The sequence below is a fragment of the Butyrivibrio hungatei genome, from assembly GCF_900101605.1.
GTDB classification, from domain to species: Bacteria; Bacillota; Clostridia; order Lachnospirales; family Lachnospiraceae; genus Butyrivibrio; species Butyrivibrio hungatei_B.
In genome coordinates, this window is record NZ_FMUR01000007.1 from 22,673 (window position 1) to 44,399 (window position 21,727).

General features: G+C 42.1%; 19 protein-coding genes. 16 read left to right on the forward strand and 3 right to left on the reverse strand.

The features are described 5' to 3' along the window. Nucleotides 1-9: 9 nt before the first annotated feature. Nucleotides 10-672 carry a DUF4230 domain-containing protein gene (locus tag BLP87_RS06090; RefSeq protein WP_074461894.1) on the reverse strand — a complete coding sequence of 221 codons (663 nt, stop codon included), beginning with the start codon at nt 670-672 and terminating at the stop codon, nt 10-12. Nucleotides 673-933: 261 nt separating this feature from the next. Between BLP87_RS06090 and BLP87_RS06095 the strand changes: the two genes are divergently transcribed. From BLP87_RS06095 to BLP87_RS06160, 13 genes are all read left to right on the forward strand, one after another. Beyond that, nucleotides 934-1,866 (forward strand): AEC family transporter, encoded by a 933-nt coding sequence (locus tag BLP87_RS06095; protein WP_074461895.1) that lies wholly within the window; start codon nt 934-936, stop codon nt 1,864-1,866. A gap of 139 nt (nt 1,867-2,005) precedes the next feature. Continuing rightward, nucleotides 2,006-3,670 carry a methyl-accepting chemotaxis protein gene (locus BLP87_RS06100; protein ID WP_074461896.1) on the forward strand — a complete coding sequence of 555 codons (1,665 nt, stop codon included), beginning with the start codon at nt 2,006-2,008 and terminating at the stop codon, nt 3,668-3,670. A gap of 124 nt (nt 3,671-3,794) precedes the next feature. Then, entirely contained in the window at nt 3,795-5,846 is a 2,052-nt protein-coding gene (locus tag BLP87_RS06105) for a methyl-accepting chemotaxis protein (protein WP_074461897.1), read from the forward strand. Nucleotides 5,847-6,292: 446 nt separating this feature from the next. Beyond that, on the forward strand, nt 6,293-6,874 hold the full coding sequence (locus BLP87_RS06110; RefSeq protein WP_074461898.1) for a flavodoxin family protein: 582 nt from the start codon (nt 6,293-6,295) through the stop codon (nt 6,872-6,874). A 141-nt stretch (nt 6,875-7,015) separates the two neighbouring features. Beyond that, nucleotides 7,016-7,492 (forward strand): Cys-tRNA(Pro) deacylase, encoded by a 477-nt coding sequence (ybaK, locus tag BLP87_RS06115; protein WP_176756610.1) that lies wholly within the window; start codon nt 7,016-7,018, stop codon nt 7,490-7,492. Nucleotides 7,493-7,555: 63 nt separating this feature from the next. Next, the gene (locus BLP87_RS06120; RefSeq protein WP_027208455.1) at nt 7,556-8,110 is read left to right on the forward strand and encodes a GNAT family N-acetyltransferase; all 555 of its coding nucleotides are present in this window, start codon (nt 7,556-7,558) and stop codon (nt 8,108-8,110) included. A gap of 396 nt (nt 8,111-8,506) precedes the next feature. After that, nucleotides 8,507-9,298, forward strand: a complete 792-nt coding sequence (locus BLP87_RS06125; RefSeq protein ID WP_074461900.1) for an ABC transporter permease — start codon at nt 8,507-8,509, stop codon at nt 9,296-9,298. Between the two features lie 4 nt (nt 9,299-9,302). Next, complete coding sequence (locus BLP87_RS06130; protein ID WP_083334508.1) at nt 9,303-10,127, forward strand: ABC transporter permease; 825 nt, start codon at nt 9,303-9,305, stop codon at nt 10,125-10,127. Nucleotides 10,128-10,129: 2 nt separating this feature from the next. Then, a complete protein-coding gene (locus BLP87_RS06135; protein WP_242871821.1) occupies nt 10,130-11,095 on the forward strand; it encodes an ABC transporter ATP-binding protein in 966 nt (321 codons plus the stop codon). Nucleotides 11,096-11,185: 90 nt separating this feature from the next. Then, nucleotides 11,186-13,966, forward strand: coding sequence for a carboxylesterase family protein (locus BLP87_RS16465; protein ID WP_330389996.1), 2,781 nt, complete (start codon nt 11,186-11,188; stop codon nt 13,964-13,966). A 73-nt stretch (nt 13,967-14,039) separates the two neighbouring features. Continuing rightward, nucleotides 14,040-14,303 (forward strand): type II toxin-antitoxin system prevent-host-death family antitoxin, encoded by a 264-nt coding sequence (locus tag BLP87_RS06150; protein ID WP_074461902.1) that lies wholly within the window; start codon nt 14,040-14,042, stop codon nt 14,301-14,303. After that, entirely contained in the window at nt 14,296-14,598 is a 303-nt protein-coding gene (locus BLP87_RS06155; protein WP_083334509.1) for a type II toxin-antitoxin system RelE/ParE family toxin, read from the forward strand. The genes BLP87_RS06150 and BLP87_RS06155 overlap by 8 nt, the downstream gene beginning before the upstream one ends. 42 nt (nt 14,599-14,640) lie before the next feature. Next, nucleotides 14,641-15,138 (forward strand): NUDIX hydrolase, encoded by a 498-nt coding sequence (locus BLP87_RS06160; RefSeq protein ID WP_074461904.1) that lies wholly within the window; start codon nt 14,641-14,643, stop codon nt 15,136-15,138. 273 nt (nt 15,139-15,411) lie between these two features. Here the strand turns inward: BLP87_RS06160 and BLP87_RS06165 are convergent, their stop codons facing one another. Next, a complete protein-coding gene (locus tag BLP87_RS06165; protein ID WP_074461905.1) occupies nt 15,412-15,810 on the reverse strand; it encodes an RrF2 family transcriptional regulator in 399 nt (132 codons plus the stop codon). A 174-nt stretch (nt 15,811-15,984) separates the two neighbouring features. On the opposite strand from BLP87_RS06165, the gene BLP87_RS06170 reads away from it, so the two are divergent. After that, nucleotides 15,985-17,268, forward strand: a complete 1,284-nt coding sequence (locus BLP87_RS06170) for an O-acetylhomoserine aminocarboxypropyltransferase/cysteine synthase family protein (RefSeq protein WP_074461906.1) — start codon at nt 15,985-15,987, stop codon at nt 17,266-17,268. 201 nt (nt 17,269-17,469) lie between these two features. Here the strand turns inward: BLP87_RS06170 and BLP87_RS06175 are convergent, their stop codons facing one another. Further along, nucleotides 17,470-18,375 (reverse strand): LysR family transcriptional regulator, encoded by a 906-nt coding sequence (locus tag BLP87_RS06175; RefSeq protein WP_074461907.1) that lies wholly within the window; start codon nt 18,373-18,375, stop codon nt 17,470-17,472. A 192-nt stretch (nt 18,376-18,567) separates the two neighbouring features. Between BLP87_RS06175 and metE the strand changes: the two genes are divergently transcribed. Together metE and metF are read left to right on the forward strand one after the other, a co-directional pair. Then, a complete protein-coding gene (gene metE, locus BLP87_RS06180; protein WP_074461908.1) occupies nt 18,568-20,847 on the forward strand; it encodes a 5-methyltetrahydropteroyltriglutamate--homocysteine S-methyltransferase in 2,280 nt (759 codons plus the stop codon). Between the two features lie 8 nt (nt 20,848-20,855). Continuing rightward, nucleotides 20,856-21,725, forward strand: coding sequence for a methylenetetrahydrofolate reductase [NAD(P)H] (gene metF / locus BLP87_RS06185; protein WP_074461909.1), 870 nt, complete (start codon nt 20,856-20,858; stop codon nt 21,723-21,725). The last annotated feature ends 2 nt before the right edge of the window (nt 21,726-21,727 follow it).

Genomic DNA, 21,727 nt, shown 5'->3' on the forward strand with positions numbered 1-21,727 from the left:
TTATCCCCTTTATTTGATCACAATCTGATATTTTGAAGTTTCAGGCAGGCTGTGCATGAAGTTTTCTATGAGTGTTTTTGCCTGCGCGTCAGACTTTTCAAGAATACCGTTTTGAAGAGCTTTTTCTTTTGCACTTTCCTCAAACTTGGCAAGCGAAGAGTTGTAATCTTCGAGCTTTACGGGATTCCAGAGAGAATCTTTTTCCGAATAGATCTTGAAAGTGTCTTTGTCGATATTTACGGAAAAAATCTCGGAATCCGGAATATCAATCGTAATAGTCTTGGCTTCTTCATCCTTGTCTATCGCTATCTTCTCAAAGTCCACACCTGCCGTAACAGAGCCGTCATAGCTGTAGATGAACTCGGACGAAGAAGTGATGAACTTCATGATAGTCTTTTCTTTGGTATATTTTTCAACTTGGGTAAAATAGTATTCCTGCGTGATCAGCGTTCCCATGTTTGCGATTCCTTCGCGAATCGTTTCGGTGTTAACGGTAACGAGAACCTTTGAAGTGTCTTTTTTCACAGTGTTATCAGAAGCTGCGATGTCGGAAAGACTCGGCTCTGCGGGAACATTCTTTTTGTAATCGACAAGTAGAATTATCATGACGATCACGGCAACAACGATTATTGCCAGATATATTTTATTTTTGTTTTTTTTGACAGTTTCCATACATAAACCTCCGTTATATGCATCTGCGGCAATCCGCATTATTTTTTCTATAGAAGAAAAACATGCAACTCAATTTTATCATTTAGTGACGAAAAGATACAGTAACAGCAAAATTGGCAGTATTTGGTATAAGTTAATGTGCTTGTGGCACATCAAAGTTTGAGTTAAAATGATGCGGTTGAAAATTTGAAGTTATCTGTGTAAGTTAGCGGTGGCATTGCAAAATATACGCAGAATATATGAAGAAGGAAAGATAGTAAAATGAGTGCTTTTATAGTAATGCAGCAAATGGGGATGATAGTCATTCTTGTTTCTGTCGGAATTTATCTTTATAAGAAAGGTGTTGTAGACAATACGGTTTCAAAACAGTTGTCGGTGATCGTCATGGATATATGCAATCCCGCGCTAATACTGGCGTCGATTCTTACGGGAAATGTCGATATAAGTCATCAGGTTCTTTTGGAAGCGGTGGTTCTCGGCGTTTTATTCTATGCGTTTCTCATGGTGCTTGGAGTTCTTTTGCCCGTTGCACTTGGTGTGGTCAGGGAAAAAAGAAGGTTCTACAATCTCATGGTCGTATATACAAATGTCGGATTCATCGGGATTCCGGTCGCAAAGGCGATTCTGCCCGGCAAAGCTATCATATATGTAATCGTTTGCAATATCATGTATAGCCTTCTTTTCTACACGCACGGAATTACTGTGCTCAGCAACGGAAAAGAGAAGATGAATGTAAAAAAAGCTTTGAGCCCCGGAACGATAATGGCGCTCCTAAGCCTTGTTGTGTGCTGGTTTAATATAACACCGCCGCCGATAATTACGAACAGTGTAAGCTATATCGGCAATGCCACGGTCTTTTTGTCGATGACGCTTCTTGGCGTATCTATAGCAAGGTCGGGAGTAAAAGAGGGATTCGGCGATTTCAGGATATGGGTATATATTGCGCTTAGGATGGTACTTCTTCCGACGCTGATATTTTTTGTCCTGAGAGCGATTCATTGCGATGACGTGACTATATTGGGATTTTGTCTTATGTCAACTATGCCTGTCGGAAATCTCCCTCTTATCCAGTCTGAAAAGATTGGAGAGGATACGCGAATACTTTCGGGAGCCATTACGGTTACTACGATTGTCTCGATGGTGACAATAACGGCTTTGATGATTCTTTTCACGGGTGCATTAAAGGTTGGTTAACATAAAAATGAATAATTTGGGAATAATATATAATAAATCGATAAAAATAAATTATTATTACGAACAGAGTGATACTATATTTCATAGGTGTTCATATACGGTTTTTAGAAAAAGTGCTGAAAGAAATGAGGTGGATCGCATGGAGAAAGCAAAGAAATTATCATTTACAGCAGTTTTACTTTTGATCGGATTTGTCCCACTTATAGTATCAAGTATTATCATAAGCTTGATAACGTCGGGCAGAGTGACGTCTCAGCTTACCAGGGAAGTATATGATAAGCTGTATGTTACTACAGAGAGCCTGTGGAAATACTATCAATATGATATTGACGCAGGAAATGAGATTCCGTATGAACATGACTATGTTGATATGCTCAAGAGCGATAACATAGATATGACCATTTTTGTCGGGGACACAAGGTATACCACATCTGTGGTTAATGCCAACGGAGAAAGAAACGAAGGAACAAAGATGGATGCCGACATCTGGAGTTTAGTCCAGAAAGGCGAAATGGTACAGCGGGCTAATGTACCCGTTGGAGATAAGAAATATTTTGTTTGCTACGTTCCGATTAAGGGAACAGATGGAAAAGTAATTGGCGCAGCATGGGCGGGACAGCCTGTGGATAATGTCAGAAAAGACATAAATCTTATAAAGTTTGCTCTTATAATTACAGTTGTAATAAGTATTCTTATTTTTGCTGTAGTTATCTATATTATCTCAAAGAAGGTTGTAAGAGCCATAGATGATGTGGTTGATAATATTGAACTTCTCGCATCGGGCGATCTTGGTACATCACATGAGATGAATGCCACTATCAAAGAAATCGATAATATAAGTATTAATTTTAAAAAGTTGTCTTCCAAATTAACTGAGGTAATCAGTAATTCTAAAGATGTTGCAGCAAAGACTTTAAAGGAAGCCACGGGACTTTCAACTACAGCACAGCGTATAAGCGGTACGGCTGACGGTGTTTCCGATGCAGTCCTTGAAATGGCAAAGGGCGCGACCGAACAGGCTGATTCAGTTCAGAAATCTTCGGAGAATATCGGTATGCTTTCCGATGCCATCCAGAATGTTTCGGATAATGCGGAGAATCTTGCCGGTAACGCATCATACATGAATGAAGCTTCACAGCGGTCCGCATCGGCACTTAAGAAACTTCAGGAGAATATGAACAAGATGGGCGAAGCGGTTAAAGTTATCTCAGATACTATGAGAGAGACCAATACTTCAGTCAATACGGTAAACGAGAAGGTTGACGGAATCACCAGTATCGCGGAACAGACCAACCTTCTTGCGCTTAATGCATCAATTGAAGCCGCAAGAGCGGGAGAACAGGGAAAAGGATTTGCGGTTGTTGCTGAGGAAATTGGTAAACTTGCCGCTGAAAGCGGAAGTACGGCAGGTGAGATTCGCGATGATATGGGAGCGTTGCTTGTTCATGCCAATGATGCGGCAGATAAAACAGATGAAGTGACAGAAATTGGAAAAGAGGTTATTTCGGTACTTGAAGAAACCGTCGGCATTATACAGGGACTTATCGAAAATGTATCCGATACGGTAGACGGTGTAAGCACAATTTCGGCATTGGCCGAAGAATGTAATGCCAATAAAGACCAGATCGTTGATGCGATGAGTTCGCTTTCAGCAATATCGGAAGAAAATGCAGCATCTACGGAGGAAACGTCCGCTTCCATGCAGCAGCTTAACGGAACGGTAAATGATCTTGCAGAGAGTGCGGAGAACCTTAGTGATATCGCCAAGAAACTTGAAGAAGAGCTTAGCTTTTTCAAAGTTTAGAAAAAATTAATGACTTTACGATAAAAAATAGAATATTATTACGTTCAAAATGTTATGATTAATTATATATATAGTTAGTTGCAACATGATACATGCTCTTTCTTTGTGATAAGGAGGCCCGTAGATGAAAAAGATCAACGACTTGAAGATCTATATCAAAATGAGCCTTGTAATAGGTCTTGTGATCATGATTGGACTTGGAAGTATATATGGCATAATTAATTCACGAACCAGATCTATTATGAGAAAACAGACTGAGATAAGGTTATCGGAGATTACCGAAAGCCGCTCGGTTGTTATCGAGAAATATTTCTCGGATCTGCAGAATTATGTCGTGAATTTTGCAAAACTTCCGGCTGTAGTTTCGTATATGCAAAATACAAGTGATAAAACTGCAGCGAACAATGTTCAGGAAACTCTTTTGAGCTACACATCCACAAGATCGGATATTGAGAGTATGTATCTTGCTGATGATGCTACGCTTGTCTACGCACATACTGATCCTTCATTTATAGGTCAGGTCGCAAATGCAGAGATGGCGGGATTTACGGCAAATATTGAAAGTGCGGGAGGCGCAATATGTGCCGGAATCGTTCTTTCACCTGCAAGTAACAGTAATGTTGCGATTGTATTTGCAAATGTACATGATGCATCAGGTAAGCCCATAGGATTCGTCGGAGGTGCTACCTACGTTGATGAGCTTCAGAACACGATCACGGGAATGAGCACGCAGGGACTTGACGGAGCTCAGATGTATCTTATCGGAAGCAGTGATATTACTGCGGCAACATATATTTTTGCTCCCGATCCGGCAATGCTTGGAGCACCTGTTGAAGATGAAGCACAGGTTCAGGCTCTTCAACAGATGGCGGACGTTCCGACTGGCTTCTTTACATATCGCGATAAGACAATGGGACGATCAATTTTGTCATATCGCAATATTCCGGCCGTAGCCGCTACATTTATTGTTTGTGATTCGGAAAAAGACTTTTTGAAGGAGATAAATTCCCTCAGTAATTTCATTCTTTTCCTGGTAATACTTGTATTTTGTATTTCGCTGGTAGGAGTTGTTCTGATATCAAAGGCTATATCAAAAGATATTGAAAGTGTGACCGATGTTATCACAGACCTTGGAACGCTTGATATTACCAAGACTAAGGCACTTGAAAAGTATAAGGGAAGAAATGACGAAGTCGGACTTATCGCGGATGCTACCAAGAAGCTTTCAAGCGCTGTTGAAAGGACAATCAGATCGCTTCGCCGGCATTCGGGAGATCTTCAGGACGGTTCCGGCAGACTTCGCGAAAATTCCGAATCAACACTTGAATCCATCGGACAGGTAGATGTTGCGGTTCATGACATTGCGCAGAGTGCGACAGAGCAGTCTGATGAAACAAAGAATGCAACCGATTCCGTAAAAGAAATCGGAGTTATGGTTGAAGAGACCAAGGAAAAGACAATGCAGCTTAAAGAAGCTTCGCAGTCCATGCAGGATTCTTCCAAGAAAGCGGGAGAGATTCTTAAAGAGCTCGGCGAAGTCAATGAGAAAACAAAGGAAGCGGTTGATGCAATGTATGAGCAGACTGCACAGACAAGTCACTCTGCGGATCAGATTGCAAAAGCTTCCGAGCTTATTGCATCTATCGCTACCCAGACCAATCTTTTGTCCCTTAATGCTTCTATAGAGGCTGCAAGAGCAGGAGATGCCGGAAGAGGATTTGCGGTTGTTGCAGGCGAGATCGGATCCCTTGCTTCACAGACTGCCGATACGACCAAGGAGATTAATGACATTATCCAGCAGCTGATCGATAATTCAAAGAGATCGATAGAAGCTATGGATGAAGTTAAGAAGATCATCGACATGCAGAACGAGTATGTTCAGCAGACGAAAGAAATCTTTGGTTCCGTTGAGGGCGAGATTGCCAATAACCTTGTAAGTATTGATGAGATTTCTTCGACTGTACAAAGACTCGATGATGTCAGAAGCAGCGTTGTAAATGTAGTAGAATCTCTTTCAACCATTGCTGAAACAAATGCGGCAACGACACAGGAAACAAGCGCATCGACATCAGTTGTCAGCAATATGATGGAGGAAGTATCGAGTATCGCTACGCAAATCTTGAATATTGCGGACGGAGTTAAGAAAGATATCGATGTATTCAAGATTTCCGAATGACATTAATGTGAATATGATATAGAATTATGGGTGAGCGGTATCGAACAAATGCGGTGCCGCTCATTCTTATATGGTAGGAGATTCCTACCATACTTTGAAACTACGGTCACTTATCTACGTGCTAGCCAAAAGTAAAAGCCATGTGTCCGATCCATAGGGTAGTAGTTTGGGGTAGTAGTTTGGCAGGGACACAGATAAGATTTGTGAAAAGAAATGGTTTATCTGTGATTTTATGGCATGATATGTGTTGAAACACAGATAATGTTTCATGGGTGGCATAATTTATCTGTGAGATCATGGCGATTTACAAGCAAAAATGCGAAATTTCACAGATAACTGAAGCATAAATTACTTTTTTGTCTGTGGTCGTAAGTTTGATGTGTGACTAAAATGCGGATTTCTCATATATTTAGTCACTTATTTCATAGTAAGAGGAGGATTACATAATGAAAGTATTACTTATTAACGGTAGCAGAAGAAGTAAAGGATGCACTTTTACAGCATTATCGGAGATTGAGAAAGAGCTCAATAAAAGAGATATAGAGACAGAGATCTACAATGCAGGTGCCAAGGTATTCAAAGGCGAGGTCGACCTGGCAGTGCAGGAAGCAACGGAGATCATAAAAGGCGTTGACGGAATTGTTATCGGTTCACCTGTTTATTATGCAAGTCCTACAGGCGAGATTCTTATGTTCCTCGACAGATTGTTCTGGTCAGCGGAAGATTATCTCAGATTTAAGCCCGCAGCAACAATCGCATCTGCAAGAAGAGCGGGAACTACCGCAACACTCGATGTTCTCAACAAATATCCTCTTTATGCGCAGATGCCTCTTGTTGCTTCAAGATACTGGAACATGGTTCACGGCGGAAAGCCTGAAGAGGTTATGCGTGATTCAGAGGGACTTCAGATCATGCGCACCCTCGGAAAGAACATGGCATGGGTACTTAAGAGTATCGAAGCCGGCAAGAATGCAGGCGTTGAGCAGCCTGTAGCGGAAGATAAAGTGTTTACAAACTTTATCAGATAAGAGGTTGCGGTGCTTAGAGCAAGCTGCGTGCATGCTGTAGTTTGATGGTGGTCTTTTGCTTGGATAGGTCATAACATAAAAATTCAGCGCGTGCAAAAATAAGTGAGAAGATGACAACAAGTTTAGACTGAGGAAAAGATAATGAAGAACAATGAAAAAACAAATGTAATGAGAGTTCTTGACGGCAAGAAGATTGCCTACGAGAGCCATTCCTATGAGCCTGACCAGACGCTTACAGGCGCCGAGATCGCGGGCATACTCGGCGAAGATCCTTCGAGAGTTTTCAAGACTCTTGTAACAAGAGGAAAGACAGGGCAGTATTATGTCTTCGTAGTACCTGTCGAGGCTGAGCTGGATCTCAAGAAAGCAGCAAAGGCAGCAGGCGAGAAGTCAGTAGAGATGATAAAGCAAAAAGAGCTCCTTCCGCTTACGGGGTATATCCACGGAGGATGCTCACCTATCGGCATGAAAAAAGCTTTTCCGACTTTTATACACCAAACCGCGCAGGACGGTGAAAAGATATTTGTAAGCGCAGGGAAGGTTGGATGCCAGATTGAACTTGCACCTGACGATCTTATGTCTGTGGTCCGTTGTACACTTGCGGATATTACGACTTAGTCTGAAGTAAAAGAAGGGTGATGTGTTGAAAAAAGTTTTATAAGGCACGGAGGAGATTTAGAAATGAAGTTTGGACCGATAATTAGGAAAGACAAATTGGGGCGTGAGGTTGTTCTTAGAAATGCGGAGGCATCCGATGGCGAGGCGCTGATTGAATATATGAAGGTGACAACGGCGGAGACACCGTTTCTTATAAGAGAGCCTGAGGAAGTAACACTTACACCGGAGCAGGAAGAGAGCTTCTTGCAGTCCAAGATAGAAGATGATAAAGAGCTTATGCTCGTTGCAACAATTGACGGCAAGCATATTGGAAACTGTTCACTTATGAGGATGGGAAATTATAAGAGATACAGCCACAGATGTGATATTGCGATTGCACTTTATAAGGAGTATTGCGGAGCGGGTATAGGAAAGATCATGCTTGAGACAATTCTTGATGTGGCAAAAAAGTGTGGTTATGAGCAGGCGGAGCTTGAAGTTATCGCAACCAATGAGGGCGCAATAGCTCTTTATGAGAAACTTGGATTCAAGGAATACGGCCGTTTTCCTGATAATATGAAATATTCCGATGGGACTTATGCCGATGCACTTTGGATGATGAAAAAATTAAATGATTAAACAATTGTGATGAAATTTGAAAAATGGTTATACAAAATAATCATATTTGTAGTATTATTATGAAAAATAAGAAATAAAGAAAGAGCGCTTAGCGTATAGGTGATGAAATGGAAATAAGATAATTTGGTTTGGTGAACACAGTTTTTTGAAGCGGCTATTGCAGTTTTTTTTGTGTGCGCTTAATCCGGATTATCATGCATTTCAAGTGCGGCTGTGCTGCGCTATAAGCCTATTTGTAATAGTGGCTATGATTGTATGAATCTATTTGCGTACGCAGATAGGTTCTTTTTTATCTAATAAAAAATTTCTCCAAAATTCCTATCAGATTAAAAACGCTCCGCGAGGATGCTACCGATGCGCACCTCTATACATGAAGAAGTCCGAAGGGAGATAAACGTGAAAAAATATATATACATTTTAAAGACACAGTTAATAAAAAGTATGACCTATGAGTTTAGTGTATATGGAAATATTTTTATGCAGACGATCATCATGATAACATCGGCATATTTCTGGAAAGCGTTGTATAAAGACCGCGGAAGTGTCGGCGGAGTCGATGCCGAAAGCATGCTGACATATATAATCGTATCGTCGATGCTGTCGGTTTTGCTGATCACGAATGTGGAAAAAAGAATTGAGATGAGCGTGAAAAAAGGAACGGTTGCAACAGATATGATTAGGCCCGTCAATATTTTCGGAATGTACTTTGCGGAAGACCTGGGAGGAGTCTTTGCACTTGTGTTTCAGAATATGCTTCCGATTCTGATCATTGGGACACTTCTGATAAAAGTTCCTGTGATGGTGGATGTAAGCGCACTTCCGCTTTTTGTGATCGCGGTTTTGGAATCGTTTATGATCAACTGGCTCATCGCTGCTTTGTTTGGGATGATAGCATTTAAAACGGGTAGCATCGATGCGCTTATTCAGGTGAAAAAACATCTCATAAGATTGCTGTCGGGAAGCATTATACCGATATGGTTCTTTCCTGCGGGAGTATCCAAGGTGCTTTCGTCGCTCCCCTTTGTGTATATCTATCAGCTTCCGCTTAGTATCTACATTGGGAAAGGCGAAAGAGCAGAGTATATCGCAGGTATGCAGATTCAGTTTTGGTGGCTTGTAGTGCTTACGGCATTTTTCTTTTTTGTCCAGAAAAAGGTAACGCGAAAAGTTATGGTACAGGGAGGTTGATAAAGTGAAAAAAGCATTTAGCGAACTAAGCCATTACATGGACGTTACGTGGCATGTTATCAAGATGGCAATGATGACGATAATTGAATATCCCTCAAACATAGCGGGATGGCTGATATCTAACCCGCTTCAGTTCATTATGGGATTTGCGATCATTAAATTTGTAGTTGAATCTTTTGGAGAGATAAACGGCTGGAACTATGGACAACTTGCGTTTCTGTACGGAATCTCCGTCATATCCCATGCACTTTCGATGATCTTTTTTGTACAAGGCTGGTTCATGGGCTATTACGTTATCTACGGTGATTTTGACAGATATCTTACAAGACCGCTTGGGGTATTGTATCAGTTCTTTTTTACAAATATAAATGTGTTTGGCGTTACGGACCTGATTCCGGGAATCCTTGTATTTATCTATGGTTGTGCGAAATGTGAGATTAAGATTACGTTACTCTTTTGCATACAGGTTATCGTCATGCTGATAGGCGCAACGCTGATCAGAGGCGGATTGTACATCTTTCTCGGAAGCACATCTTTTTATACAAGAAGTGTGGTTGATTTTGGGCAGTACACACAGGAAATCATGGATAAGACGACCATGTATCCGATATCGATGTATCCGGAAAGCATGCAGTTTATCCTGACATATCTTATCCCGATCGGATGGGTGTCCTTTTATCCGGTGTCGTCGCTGCTTGGGATTTCAAGCGGAATTTGCGACGGCCTGATCGTTCCTTTTGTTACATTGCTTATTGGGCTTGTGATGATGCTGATTTCAGGAGCTTTTTTCACAAGGGGACTAAAAAAATACGAAAGTGCAGGTAACTGATCATGATAAAAGTTGAAAACTTGAGCAAGGATTATTTATTGAAGAAAAAAGAACCGGGACTTTCCGGTGCTTTAAAAGGGCTTATAAAGACTGAGTATAAGACAATTCATGCGGTTGACAATCTTTTTTTTGAGCTGGGAGAAGGCGAGATTGTAGGATTTATCGGACCTAACGGTGCGGGCAAAAGTACCACGATCAAGATGATGTCGGGGATTCTTACACCGACAAGCGGAAGTGTGTACATCGGCGGCGAGGATATTACAAAGCACAGAAAAGAAGTTGTGAAGAATATCGGTGTTGTTTTCGGCCAGAGATCGCAGCTTAACTGGGATCTTCGACTTGGAGAAAGCTTTGAACTTCTTAAGCACATTTACCGAATCGACCGGGCTGATTACGACAACACGCTTGATGTCATGGATTCTATTCTGGGGATAAAAGAGCTTGTTGATAAGCCGGTTCGCCAGATGTCGCTCGGACAGCGCGTAAAAGGTGACCTTGTTGCGGCAATGCTCCACTCTCCGAAAGTTCTTTTCCTTGATGAGCCGACAATAGGGCTTGACGTATCTTCCAAGTTCGCGCTTCGCACATTTATAAAAGAAATCAATAAGATCAAAAAGACAACAATTATACTTACAACGCACGATCTGGGCGACATTCAGGAACTTTGCGAGCGACTGATAATCATTAACCACGGCGTTATGATGGAGGACGGGAATTTATCGCAGATCATCGACAGGATTGCGCCGTACAAGACTCTCGTTGTTGAGTATTACGACGAAGAAGCGCCTGAGCATGAGCGCTGCGAGCTTGTTGAGCATACCGACAATATCGCCAAGTACAAATTTATGAAAAAGGAAACGACGGCAGCAGAGATCATCGCTGACCTCTCAAAACAGAAGAATATCAAGGATGTTTCCATAGAGGAAGCGGGAATTGATGATATTATTAAGATAGCTTACGGAAGCTGATGCAGCTAACTTCTATATAAAATATTTTACCAAAATCTAAAATATTATGGTATAACATAAATATAATGTTTATGGAGGAGGTAAAGGAGGTTGCTTAGATTAACGGAAGTAGAAAACGGCAGGATCAGGGGTGTAGCGGGATCGGATCCGCGGGTTACGGTATTTAAGGGAGTACCGTATGCTGCGCCGCCTGTCGGAAAAAACAGGTGGAAGGCTCCCAATCCTTGCAATGACTGGAATGGAATATATGAGGCCAATTCATTTGCACCGATTCCCTATCAGGATACGCCGGGGCTCGGTACCGATATTTATTGCAGAGAATGGCATGTCGATCCTGAAATACCGATGAGTGAGGACTGTCTCTATCTTAATATATGGACGCCTGCAAAGAGCAAAGACGAGAAGCTTCCCGTACTTGTGTGGTACTATGGAGGTTCTTTTCAGTGGGGATATACGGCAGAGATGGAGCTTGACGGAGAGGCGCTGGCAAAAAGGGGTATTGTCGTTGTCTCTGTAGCGTACAGGCTTGGCTGCTTTGGTAATCTTGCGCACAAGGAACTTACTGAGGAATCACCCGATGCGCCCGGTAATTTCAGTCTTCTCGATCAGAAGGCGGGACTTCACTGGGTATATAGAAATATTGCGGCATTTGGCGGAAATCCTGATAATATCAAAATTGCAGGTCAGTCTGCAGGCGGCGCTTCTGTCATGAATCAGCTTGTCTGCGAAGATAACAAAGATATAATAAAGGGCGCTGTCATATTAAGCGGTATTATAAGCCTTGATAAACCTGATGATCAGCTCTTTGTTCCTAAGACGCTTTCAAGTGCGGAAGAGCTTGGAGAAAAATTTATTGAATCACTTGGCGCGTGCGGAATTGAAGAGGCAAGAAGTCTTAGTTCCAAAAAGATTTTAGAGGGTTATAACAAATATCTTTTAAATAATCCAATGATGGTTCCCATAATTGACGGAGTATTTTGCAAAGAGAAGCCGCTTGATGCTTTCGTAAACGGAAAGTATCCGGATGTTCCGGTACTTGCGGGAAATACTGTTGATGAATTTATAGAAGATAATATCAATATGGTGGAAAAATCCGTAAAAGAAGCACTTAAGGGCGCCAAGAAAAGTAAGCCCGACGGAGATTTCTTTTACTACAGATTCTGTCCCGATATTCCGGGAGACGGTGCCGGCGATGAGGCATATCCGGGATGTTTTCACTCTGTTGATCTGTGGTTTTTCTTTGAGACTCTGGGAAAGAGCCACAGAGCTTACGAGGGAAGACATTACGATCTTGCGGCGCAGATGTGCGATTATTTCGCTAACTTTGTTAAGACAGGAAATCCGAACGGAACAGGTAAGGGCGGAAAAGAGCTCCCGAACTGGGGAACATACACTTCTGAAAATCCAAACGAGATGGAGTTTACATCGCGCGGAGCCGTTCCTAAGAAAGAAGGCGGCATAAGACAGAATACGAGACGACAGGGAATAAATCCTTATCTTCCGAACTGGGAGTACATTCCCGATGGCGAGCCATATGTGTTCGGGGACAGGGTATATGTCTACGGATCGCATGATATATACGGCGGCGAGACATTCTGCCTCGGCGATTACGTTTGCTGGTCAGCACCTGTAGATGACCTTGGAAACTGGAAGTATGAGGGCGTAATTTTCAAAAAGACACAGGATCCACTTAATCCTGACGGACATATGTGCCTCTATGCGCCAGATGTAACGGTCGGTCCCGATGGCAGATACTATCTCTACTACGTGCTTGATAAGGTAAGCGTTGTTTCTGTTGCGGTAAGTGACAGACCTGCAGGCCCTTACGAGTTCTACGGATATGTTCACTATGAAGACGGAGTTAAGCTCGGTGACAAAGCGGGCGACGAGCCTCAGTTCGATCCCGGAGTCATGACGGAAGGCGATGAAGTCTACATGTACACGGGCTTTTGCGGGCAGGGCGATAAGTCAAGGAGCGGAGCGATGTTTACAGTCCTTGATAAGGATATGCTTACGGTCAAAAAAGCTCCGAAGATAATCGCACCCGGCTCTGAATACAGCAAGGGAACATCGTTTGAAGGACATGCGTTCTTTGAAGCATCATCTATAAGAAAACGCGGAGATATCTACTATTTTGTATATTCATCCGAAGTTATGCACGAGCTTTGCTATGCTACATCGAAGAGTCCCGAAGGGCCTTTTGAGTACGGCGGAGTTATCGTAAGTAACTGCGATATGCACATTGACACATACAAGAAAGCCGACGAACCAACAGCTTACGGTGCCAATAACCACGGAAGTATAGTTGAGATCGGAGACGATTGGTATATCTTTTACCACAGGCATACAAACGGAACGTGGTTTAGCAGACAGGGATGCGCAGAGAAGATTTCTTTTGCCCAAGACGGAAGTATTCCTCAGGTTGAGATTACATCATGTGGTCTGAACGGCGGACCTCTTTCCGACAAGGGAGAGTACCCGGCTTACATTGCCTGCAATATCTTTACGAAAGAACACAAGATGTATGTTGATCCCGGAGCGCCCAGAGTGGTTCAGGTCGGGGGCGACGAGTCATACGGAGAAAGCTATATCAAAGATATTGTTGACGGAACGACAATCGGTTTCAAGTACTTTGACTTCGAAAAGCTTACGGGACTTAGAATTAAGACAAGAGCTTACTTCAACGGAGACTTTGAGATCCTCACAGATCTAGACGGTGAGCCTCTTGGCAAGATTCATGCTATAGGCTCAAATATCTGGACTGCAGATGAATGCAGATTTGATGCGGTTTCGGGAACGCATGCGTTGTATCTCAGATACACGGGTACAGGAAACAGTAGTCTCTTGTCGATAGAGTTCTTGCATGATTGATATAGGTATAGTTTTATATTTTACAGTGTGGCATAATTATGCTACACTGTATTTGTATAAAGGAGGTGTTATTATGCCGACAATCATACCTATTAGAGATTTAAGAAATACAAGTGAAATATCTGAAATGGCGCATAAAAAGCAGGAGCCAATTTTTGTGACTAAGAATGGTTATAGTGATTTAGTTGTTATGAGTGCTGAATTATACGAACAATTTGCTGCGAATAATCGTATTGATCAGGCAATAACCGAAGCAGAGGCTGAGTTTGAATTAACAGGTGAGGCGATAGACGCAAAGAAAGCTTTTGATGAATTGGAGAAGAAGTATTTTGGATAAGTATCAAGTCAAGTTATATAAAAGAGCGTATAGGGATATTGCTGGAATCTACGCCTATATCGCCAGTGAAAAACTTTCTCCCGAAAATGCATACGGCCAGGTCAAGCGAATTAGAGAAGCAATTTTGGGATTGGATACTTTTCCGCAGTCCCATCAGGAAAGGCAAGTTGGAAAATATGCAAACAAGGGCTATCGTCAGCTTTTGATAGATAACTATGTGGCGATTTTCAAAATCAATGAGAAAAAGAAAATTGTAAATGTCGTTACCATGCAATATCAAGGTAGAGATATATAATCCAAAGTATTGTAGTCTAATGAGGATAGAGGAGTAAGCAATATGACAGAATTATTTTCTAAACCCGCTGCAGGAGGAATAATAGAAAGAATTATTGACGGAGAAGTATTTATCCTTCTGCAAGAGAGATATAAAGGTAATGACCGTGAAAATGGATTGGTAGAAATTCCCGCAGGTAAAATCAGAGAATTTGAGAATATTTATGATTGCCTGAGAAGGGAAATATCTGAAGAGACCGGTCTTGAGGTCACATATATTCAAGGAGAAGAAGAGTCAGTAATAGTTGAACATAATGGTTATAAAGTCTTAAACTATACCCCCTTTTCATGTTCCCAGAATGTTGAAGGTGACTACCCAATAATGGTCCAAGTTTTCATTTGCAGAGCTGATGGAAAAGAGGTAGAAGGAACTAATGAATCGAGAAATCTTAGGTGGGTTTCACTGAATGATCTGAGGGATATGTTGAGAGATGAAGAGTCTTTCTATCCTATGCATGTTTCAACTCTAAAGAAGTACATCAAATCAAAAGATATGGAATAAAGAATATTGTCAGGGCTTTTCGAAGCTTGGTTTTGTGTTTGTCGCCCTTTTCATAGACAGCCCGGCCACAAAGGTATATATTCGGAAATACGTTGTCTTCGGACGAGCAAGATGATTTTCAGCTTTAATAAAACCCGAAGATGCTGACTTCTCTGAACAACGTGAAAGGAAGCATCTTCAGGTTTTATTAAAGTATGAAAATCACTGCGCAGCCGTACACAGCATATTTCCGAATATATACCTTTATGGTCGGGCGTACGGAAAATCTACAAACTAATTGCACAGATCGCTCAGTTTCTTGCCGAAAAAGAAGTTGCGTTCAAGTTCGTAGAATTCTGTCCACATTTCCAGAGTGTTGCACTTGCAGGCACGTGTGCATTCGGGAGCGCCTGTTTCAAGACAGGCTACGGGCGCGAAAGTGCCTTCCATTAGTTCTATTATTTCTCCGACACTATATTCGTCGGGACTTCTTAAAAGTTTGTAGCCGCCGTGCTTTCCGCTGGCACCTTCGATAAGACCGCCTTTTACAAGTTCTTTTGCAATAATCTCAAGATACTTCTTGGAGATGTCCTGCCTTGTGGCGATATCCTTGAGAGGGATGTATTCATTTTCTGTGTGCTGCGCAAGATCGATCATAACGCGCAGGGCATAGCGTCCTTTGGTAGTAAACATGTGAACCTCCTATTTATACTGACATTGTATCCCATATAATGAGATATAACAAAAACTTATTAGTGGCATGCTGATTTAGTTATCATAAAACCTATTGACGTAATAGGTAAATAGGAATAACATTAACACAACATAACACACACGAAAAATAAATGCAAATGAAGGAGATAGATTATGAGTAATTACAGATTTGAGACTTTACAGTTACACGTTGGACAGGAGCAGCCGGATTCCGCTACAGACGCAAGAGCGGTTCCGATTTATCAGACGACATCATACGTATTCAGAAACAGCCAGCACGCTGCTGACAGATTTGGACTTGCTGATGCAGGTAACATCTACGGAAGACTTACAAATTCCACACAGGATGTATTTGAAAAAAGAATCGCAGCTTTGGAAGGCGGAAGCGCAGCACTTGCAGTTGCATCCGGCGCAGCAGCAATAACATATACAATCCAGGCACTTGCAGCTAACGGAGGACACATCGTAGCACAGAAGACAATCTATGGTGGAAGTTACAATCTCCTTGCACATACACTTCCTCAGTACGGAGTAAGAACAACATTCGTTGATGCACATAACCTTGCAGAGATCGAGGGTGCGATCGAGGAAGATACAAGAGCAATCTACCTTGAGACACTTGGAAATCCCAACAGTGATATTCCTGATATCGACGCAGTTGCAGAGATAGCACACAAGCACGGACTTCCTCTTGTTATCGACAATACATTCGGAACACCTTACCTTATCAGACCTATCGAGCACGGCGCTGACATCGTTGTACATTCAGCAACCAAGTTCATCGGAGGTCATGGAACAACTCTTGGCGGTGTGATCGTTGAGTCAGGTAAGTTCGATTGGAAAAAGAGCGGCAAGTATCCTAATATCGCAGCTCCCAACCCCAGCTACCACGGCGTATCATTCTATGATGCCGTAGGACCTGCTGCATTCGTTACATTTATAAGAGCTATCCTTCTCAGAGATACAGGAGCAACAATTTCTCCGTTCAACGCATTCCTGCTTCTTCAGGGACTTGAGACACTTTCACTTCGTCTTGAGAGACATGCAGAGAACACAAAGAAGGTAGTTGAGTTCCTTTCAAAGCACCCTCAGGTTGAGAAGGTTAACCATCCTTCACTTGCAGATCACCCCGACCACGCTCTCTATGAGAAGTACTTCCCAAATGGCGGAGCTTCAATCTTCACATTTGAGATCAAGGGCGGAAAAGAGGCTGCTTGGAAGTTTATCGATAACCTTGAGATATTCTCACTTCTTGCAAATGTTGCCGATGTAAAGAGCCTTGTTATTCATCCTGCAACAACAACTCATTCTCAGCTTAACGATGATGAGCTTAAGGATCAGGGAATCTCACAGAGCACGATCAGACTCTCAATCGGTACGGAGCATATCGATGATATCATTGAAGACCTTGAGAAAGGATTTGCGGCGGCTAAATAAAACGCAGGCAGTGACACGGGGACGGTTCTTTTGTCTCCTTTCGCGAAGCGAGAGGAGACAGAAGAACCGTCCCCGTGTCACGCCTGTCCCCCGCGAGAGGAGACAGAAGAACCGTCCCCGTGTCACGCCCGCCTGTCCCCCGCGAGAGGAGACAGAAGAACCGTCCCTGTGTCACCCTGCCATATTTTTGTGTCATGTTTTCTATTTCTTTTTCACAAGTTTCTTTATTATCTCGATATAGCTCTGAGTCAGCGGCGATACTCCCACAGAATTCTTTAGAATATATCCAACTTCCATGTAATCATCAACCTTAAGCGGGCGCGCGACTATATTTGCTCCGTTCAGATTTTCATTGATCACACCGCTACAGATTGTGTAGCCGTTTAGCCCTATCAGCAGGTTAAAAAGAGTCGCTCTGTCGCAGACAACAAGGTCCTTATCTGAGTCTTGTGTGCTAAGGATTTCCTCTGAGAAGTAAAAAGAGTTGTGCGTTCCCTGCTCGTAAGATAGCCTGGGGTAAGGTTTTAAATCATCAAGCGTAAGGCTCTTTTTCTTTGCAAGAGGAGAATTCTTTCCGATGAACACATGAGGCTTTGCCTTGAATAACGGAGTAAAAGACAAGTCATTATCGCGAAGCTCCTTTTTTATGACCGTCTCGTTAAATTTATTCATATACAACACGCCAATCTCGCTTCTAAGGCGCGCGACGTCCTCGATGATGTCGTAGGTCTGGGTTTCTCTCATGTGAAACTCATATTTTTCACCGCCGTATTTCTTTAAAAGTTCGACAAAAGCTTCAACGACAAAAGAATAGTGCTGGGAAGATATGTAGAACTTGGTCTTTCCGACAGGCTTTCCGGTATATCTTTCCTCGATGAGATTTGCCTGTTCAAGGAGCTGACGCGCATAACCGAGAAATTCGCTTCCTTCGGTTGTAATGCTGATACCTCTTTTCGTCCTGTTAAAGAGAGTTATATTAAATTCTTTTTCAATTTCCTGAATCGCGCTGGTAAGGCTCGGCTGGGCGATAAACAGCTTTTTTGCCGCTTCGGTGATATTGCCTGTCTCAGCTACGGTTACAACGTAATTTAATTGTTTTAGTGTCATGAAGTAAGTATATCATCTATCATAGACAAAATCTATGATATAGGGCATAAAAAACATATTTTACCTATGGATAAAAACTGGTTATACTTCTATTTACCACAGTGAAACAGGCGCAGTGTGCCGAAGAACAAGAGATAAAGAACAATGCTTATTGGCGTTGCATAAATACACATTTATAAGAGAGGAAAGCATATGAGAACAGCGGTTATAGGATACCCAAGAGTGGGAAAAGACAGAGAACTTAAATTTGCATCAGAGAAATATTTTAAGAATGAGATCAGCGAAAACGAACTCAAAGATACGGCGAAGAGATTAAGAAGAGAGAACTTAGATTTACAGAAAGCAAACGGAATAGATTTTATTTCTGTAAACGATTTTTCTTTATATGACAATATGCTTGATGTTGCCGTGCTTTTCAACGTAATACCCGACAGATACAGAGAGCTTTCTCTTTCCGAGACAGATACATTTTTTGCAATGGCAAGAGGATATCAGGGTGAGAAGGGAAATGTAAAGGCACTTGCCATGAAGAAATGGTTCAATACCAACTATCACTACATTGTTCCCGAGATCGATGACAATACTGAGATCAAACTTGTCGGAACAAAGCCTTTTGACGAGTTCAAAGAAGCATTTGAGCACGCAGAGAATCTTAAGGTCAGCATTATCGGACCGTTTACTTTCTTAAAGCTTGCGAAGTATACAGGTGATAAGAATATTTCTGATTTCGAGCAGGTTTTGGCAAAAGAATATGTGGCATACCTTTCAAAGCTTGGCGAAAACGGTGTTAAGTGGGCAGAGTTTGATGAGCCTTATCTTGTAAGAGACTTGACACTCGATGATATTAAGCTTTTCGAGAGGCTATATCGTGTTATTCTCGCCGGAAAGGGGAATATCAAAGTTCTTCTTCAGACATACTTCGGAGATGTGAGAGATATTTACAACTTACTTACACAGCTTGATTTTGACGCGATCGGTCTGGATTTCATTGAGGGGAAAAAATCTCTTGAGCTTGTCAAAAAGAACGGATTTCCTGCAGACAAACTTCTTTTTGCGGGAGTGGTGAACGGCAAAAATATCTGGAAGAATAATTACGGTAAGTCTCTTGAAATTATAAGAAAGCTCAGAGAAATTGCGGGCAATGACAATATAGTTGTAAATACATCATGTTCACTTCTTCATGTTCCTTACACACTTGAGAGTGAGCATAAGATTTCCGATGAGTATAAAAAGCATTTCGCTTTTGCAAAAGAGAAGCTTTCGGAACTTAAGGATATCGCGGAACTTGCAGATGAGAAGGATATAAAGAAGGCATCAGCTTCTGAAAAGTTTGTGGCAAATGCAGAACTTTTCAAGAACAGAGTTGATAGCGTGGATGAGAAGGTAAGAGAGAGAGTTTCAAATATAAAAGAGAGCGACTACGAGAGAAGCCCTGAGTTTAAAGAGAGAGAAAAGATTCAAAAGGATAAATTGAAACTCCCTCTTTTCCCTACTACAACAATCGGTTCGTTCCCTCAGACTATAGATGTCAGAAGGAACAGACAGGATTACAGGAAGGGCAATATCAGCAAAGAACAGTATATTGCCTTTAACAAAGAGAAAATTAAAAAGTGCATAGAGTTCCAGGAGGAGATTGGGCTAGACGTACTTGTGCACGGTGAGTACGAAAGAAATGACATGGTCGAATATTTCGGTGAGCACCTTGCAGGATATGTATTTACTGAGAAAGCATGGGTTCAGTCTTACGGAACAAGATGCGTTAAGCCTCCGATCATTTGGGGTGACGTATCAAGAAAGAGTCCTATTACCGTAGAGTGGTCAAAGTACGCAAAGAGCTGCTCGAGCAAGCCGATGAAGGGAATGCTCACAGGACCTGTCACTATCCTTAACTGGTCCTTCCCTAGAGAAGACATCTCTATTAAGGAGAGCATTTTGCAGCTTGCGCTTGCGATAAGAGATGAGGTTCTTGATCTTGAGAAAGCCGGAATAGAGATCATCCAGATCGACGAAGCTGCGCTCAGAGAAAAGCTTCCTCTCAGAAAGTCGGACTGGTACAGCGAGTATCTTGATTTTGCGATTCCTGCATTCAGACTTGTGCACAGCGGAGTAAAGCCTGAAACTCAGATCCATACACATATGTGCTATAGCGAGTTTACGGATATCATTCCCGTGATTGATGCGATGGATGCGGACGTTATTACTTTCGAGGCTTCAAGATCGGATCTTCAGATCCTTGATTCATTAAAAGAAAATAACTTCAAGACGGAAGTAGGACCCGGAGTATATGATATCCACAGCCCCCGTGTTCCTTCTGTTCAGGAAATAGTTGATGCACTCGGAAAGATGCGCAGCAGGATCGATGACAGCAAGCTCTGGGTTAATCCGGACTGCGGACTTAAGACAAGGGGAATCCCCGAGACAAAAGAGAGCCTTATAAATCTTGTTAAGGCAGCAAAGACAGTGAGAGGATAAGTAAGAAGTTGAAAGTATCGGATTTGTATAAAGAAGGCAAGAAAACTCTCTCATTTGAGATTTTTCCTCCGAAAAAAGATAAAGCGCTTGAAGCTATTGATGAGACACTTGATGTTCTCTGCGAGCTTGAACCTGACTTTATCAGCGTAACTTTCGGAGCGGGCGGAAGTGCAGGTTCAAACAACACAATAGAGATTGCAAAGAAGATAAAGCATAATTACGGCGTTGAGCCTGTGGTCCACTTAACGAGTCTTCATTACAGCAAGAGCGAGATTGATGAGTTTGCGGCAGCACTTCAAAATGAAGGGATAGAAAATATCCTTGCGCTCAGAGGTGACAGAAATGCGAATATCCCCGAAAAAGATGATTTTCATCACGCTTCTGACGTTATCTCTTATCTAAAGGATAAGCATGACTTCTGCATATTGGGAGCATGCTATCCTGAGATGCATCCCGAAACTTTTTCGGAGGAAGACGAGCTTAAAAATCTCAAGACCAAGGTGGACAGCGGAGCAGAGGTGCTTCTTTCACAGCTCTTTTTCGACAATGAAAAGTTCATGAGCTTCAGGGAAAAGAGTGAGGAGGCAGGAATAGAAGTTCCGATGATACCAGGAGTTATGCCCGTTATAAACGCTGCACAGATAAAGAGAATGCTCACGATGTGCAATGCTACTTTTCCTGAGAAATTTAAAAAGATCACGGATAAGTATGAGGACAACAAGGAAGCTCTTTTTGATGCGGGAATGTCATATGCGCTCAGCCAGATAATCGATCTTCTTGTGAGTGATATCGACGGAATCCATCTGTACACAATGAACAATCCTGTTGTGGCGCGAAGAATCTGCGACGGGATAAAGAATATATTGTGCCGAATTTAATA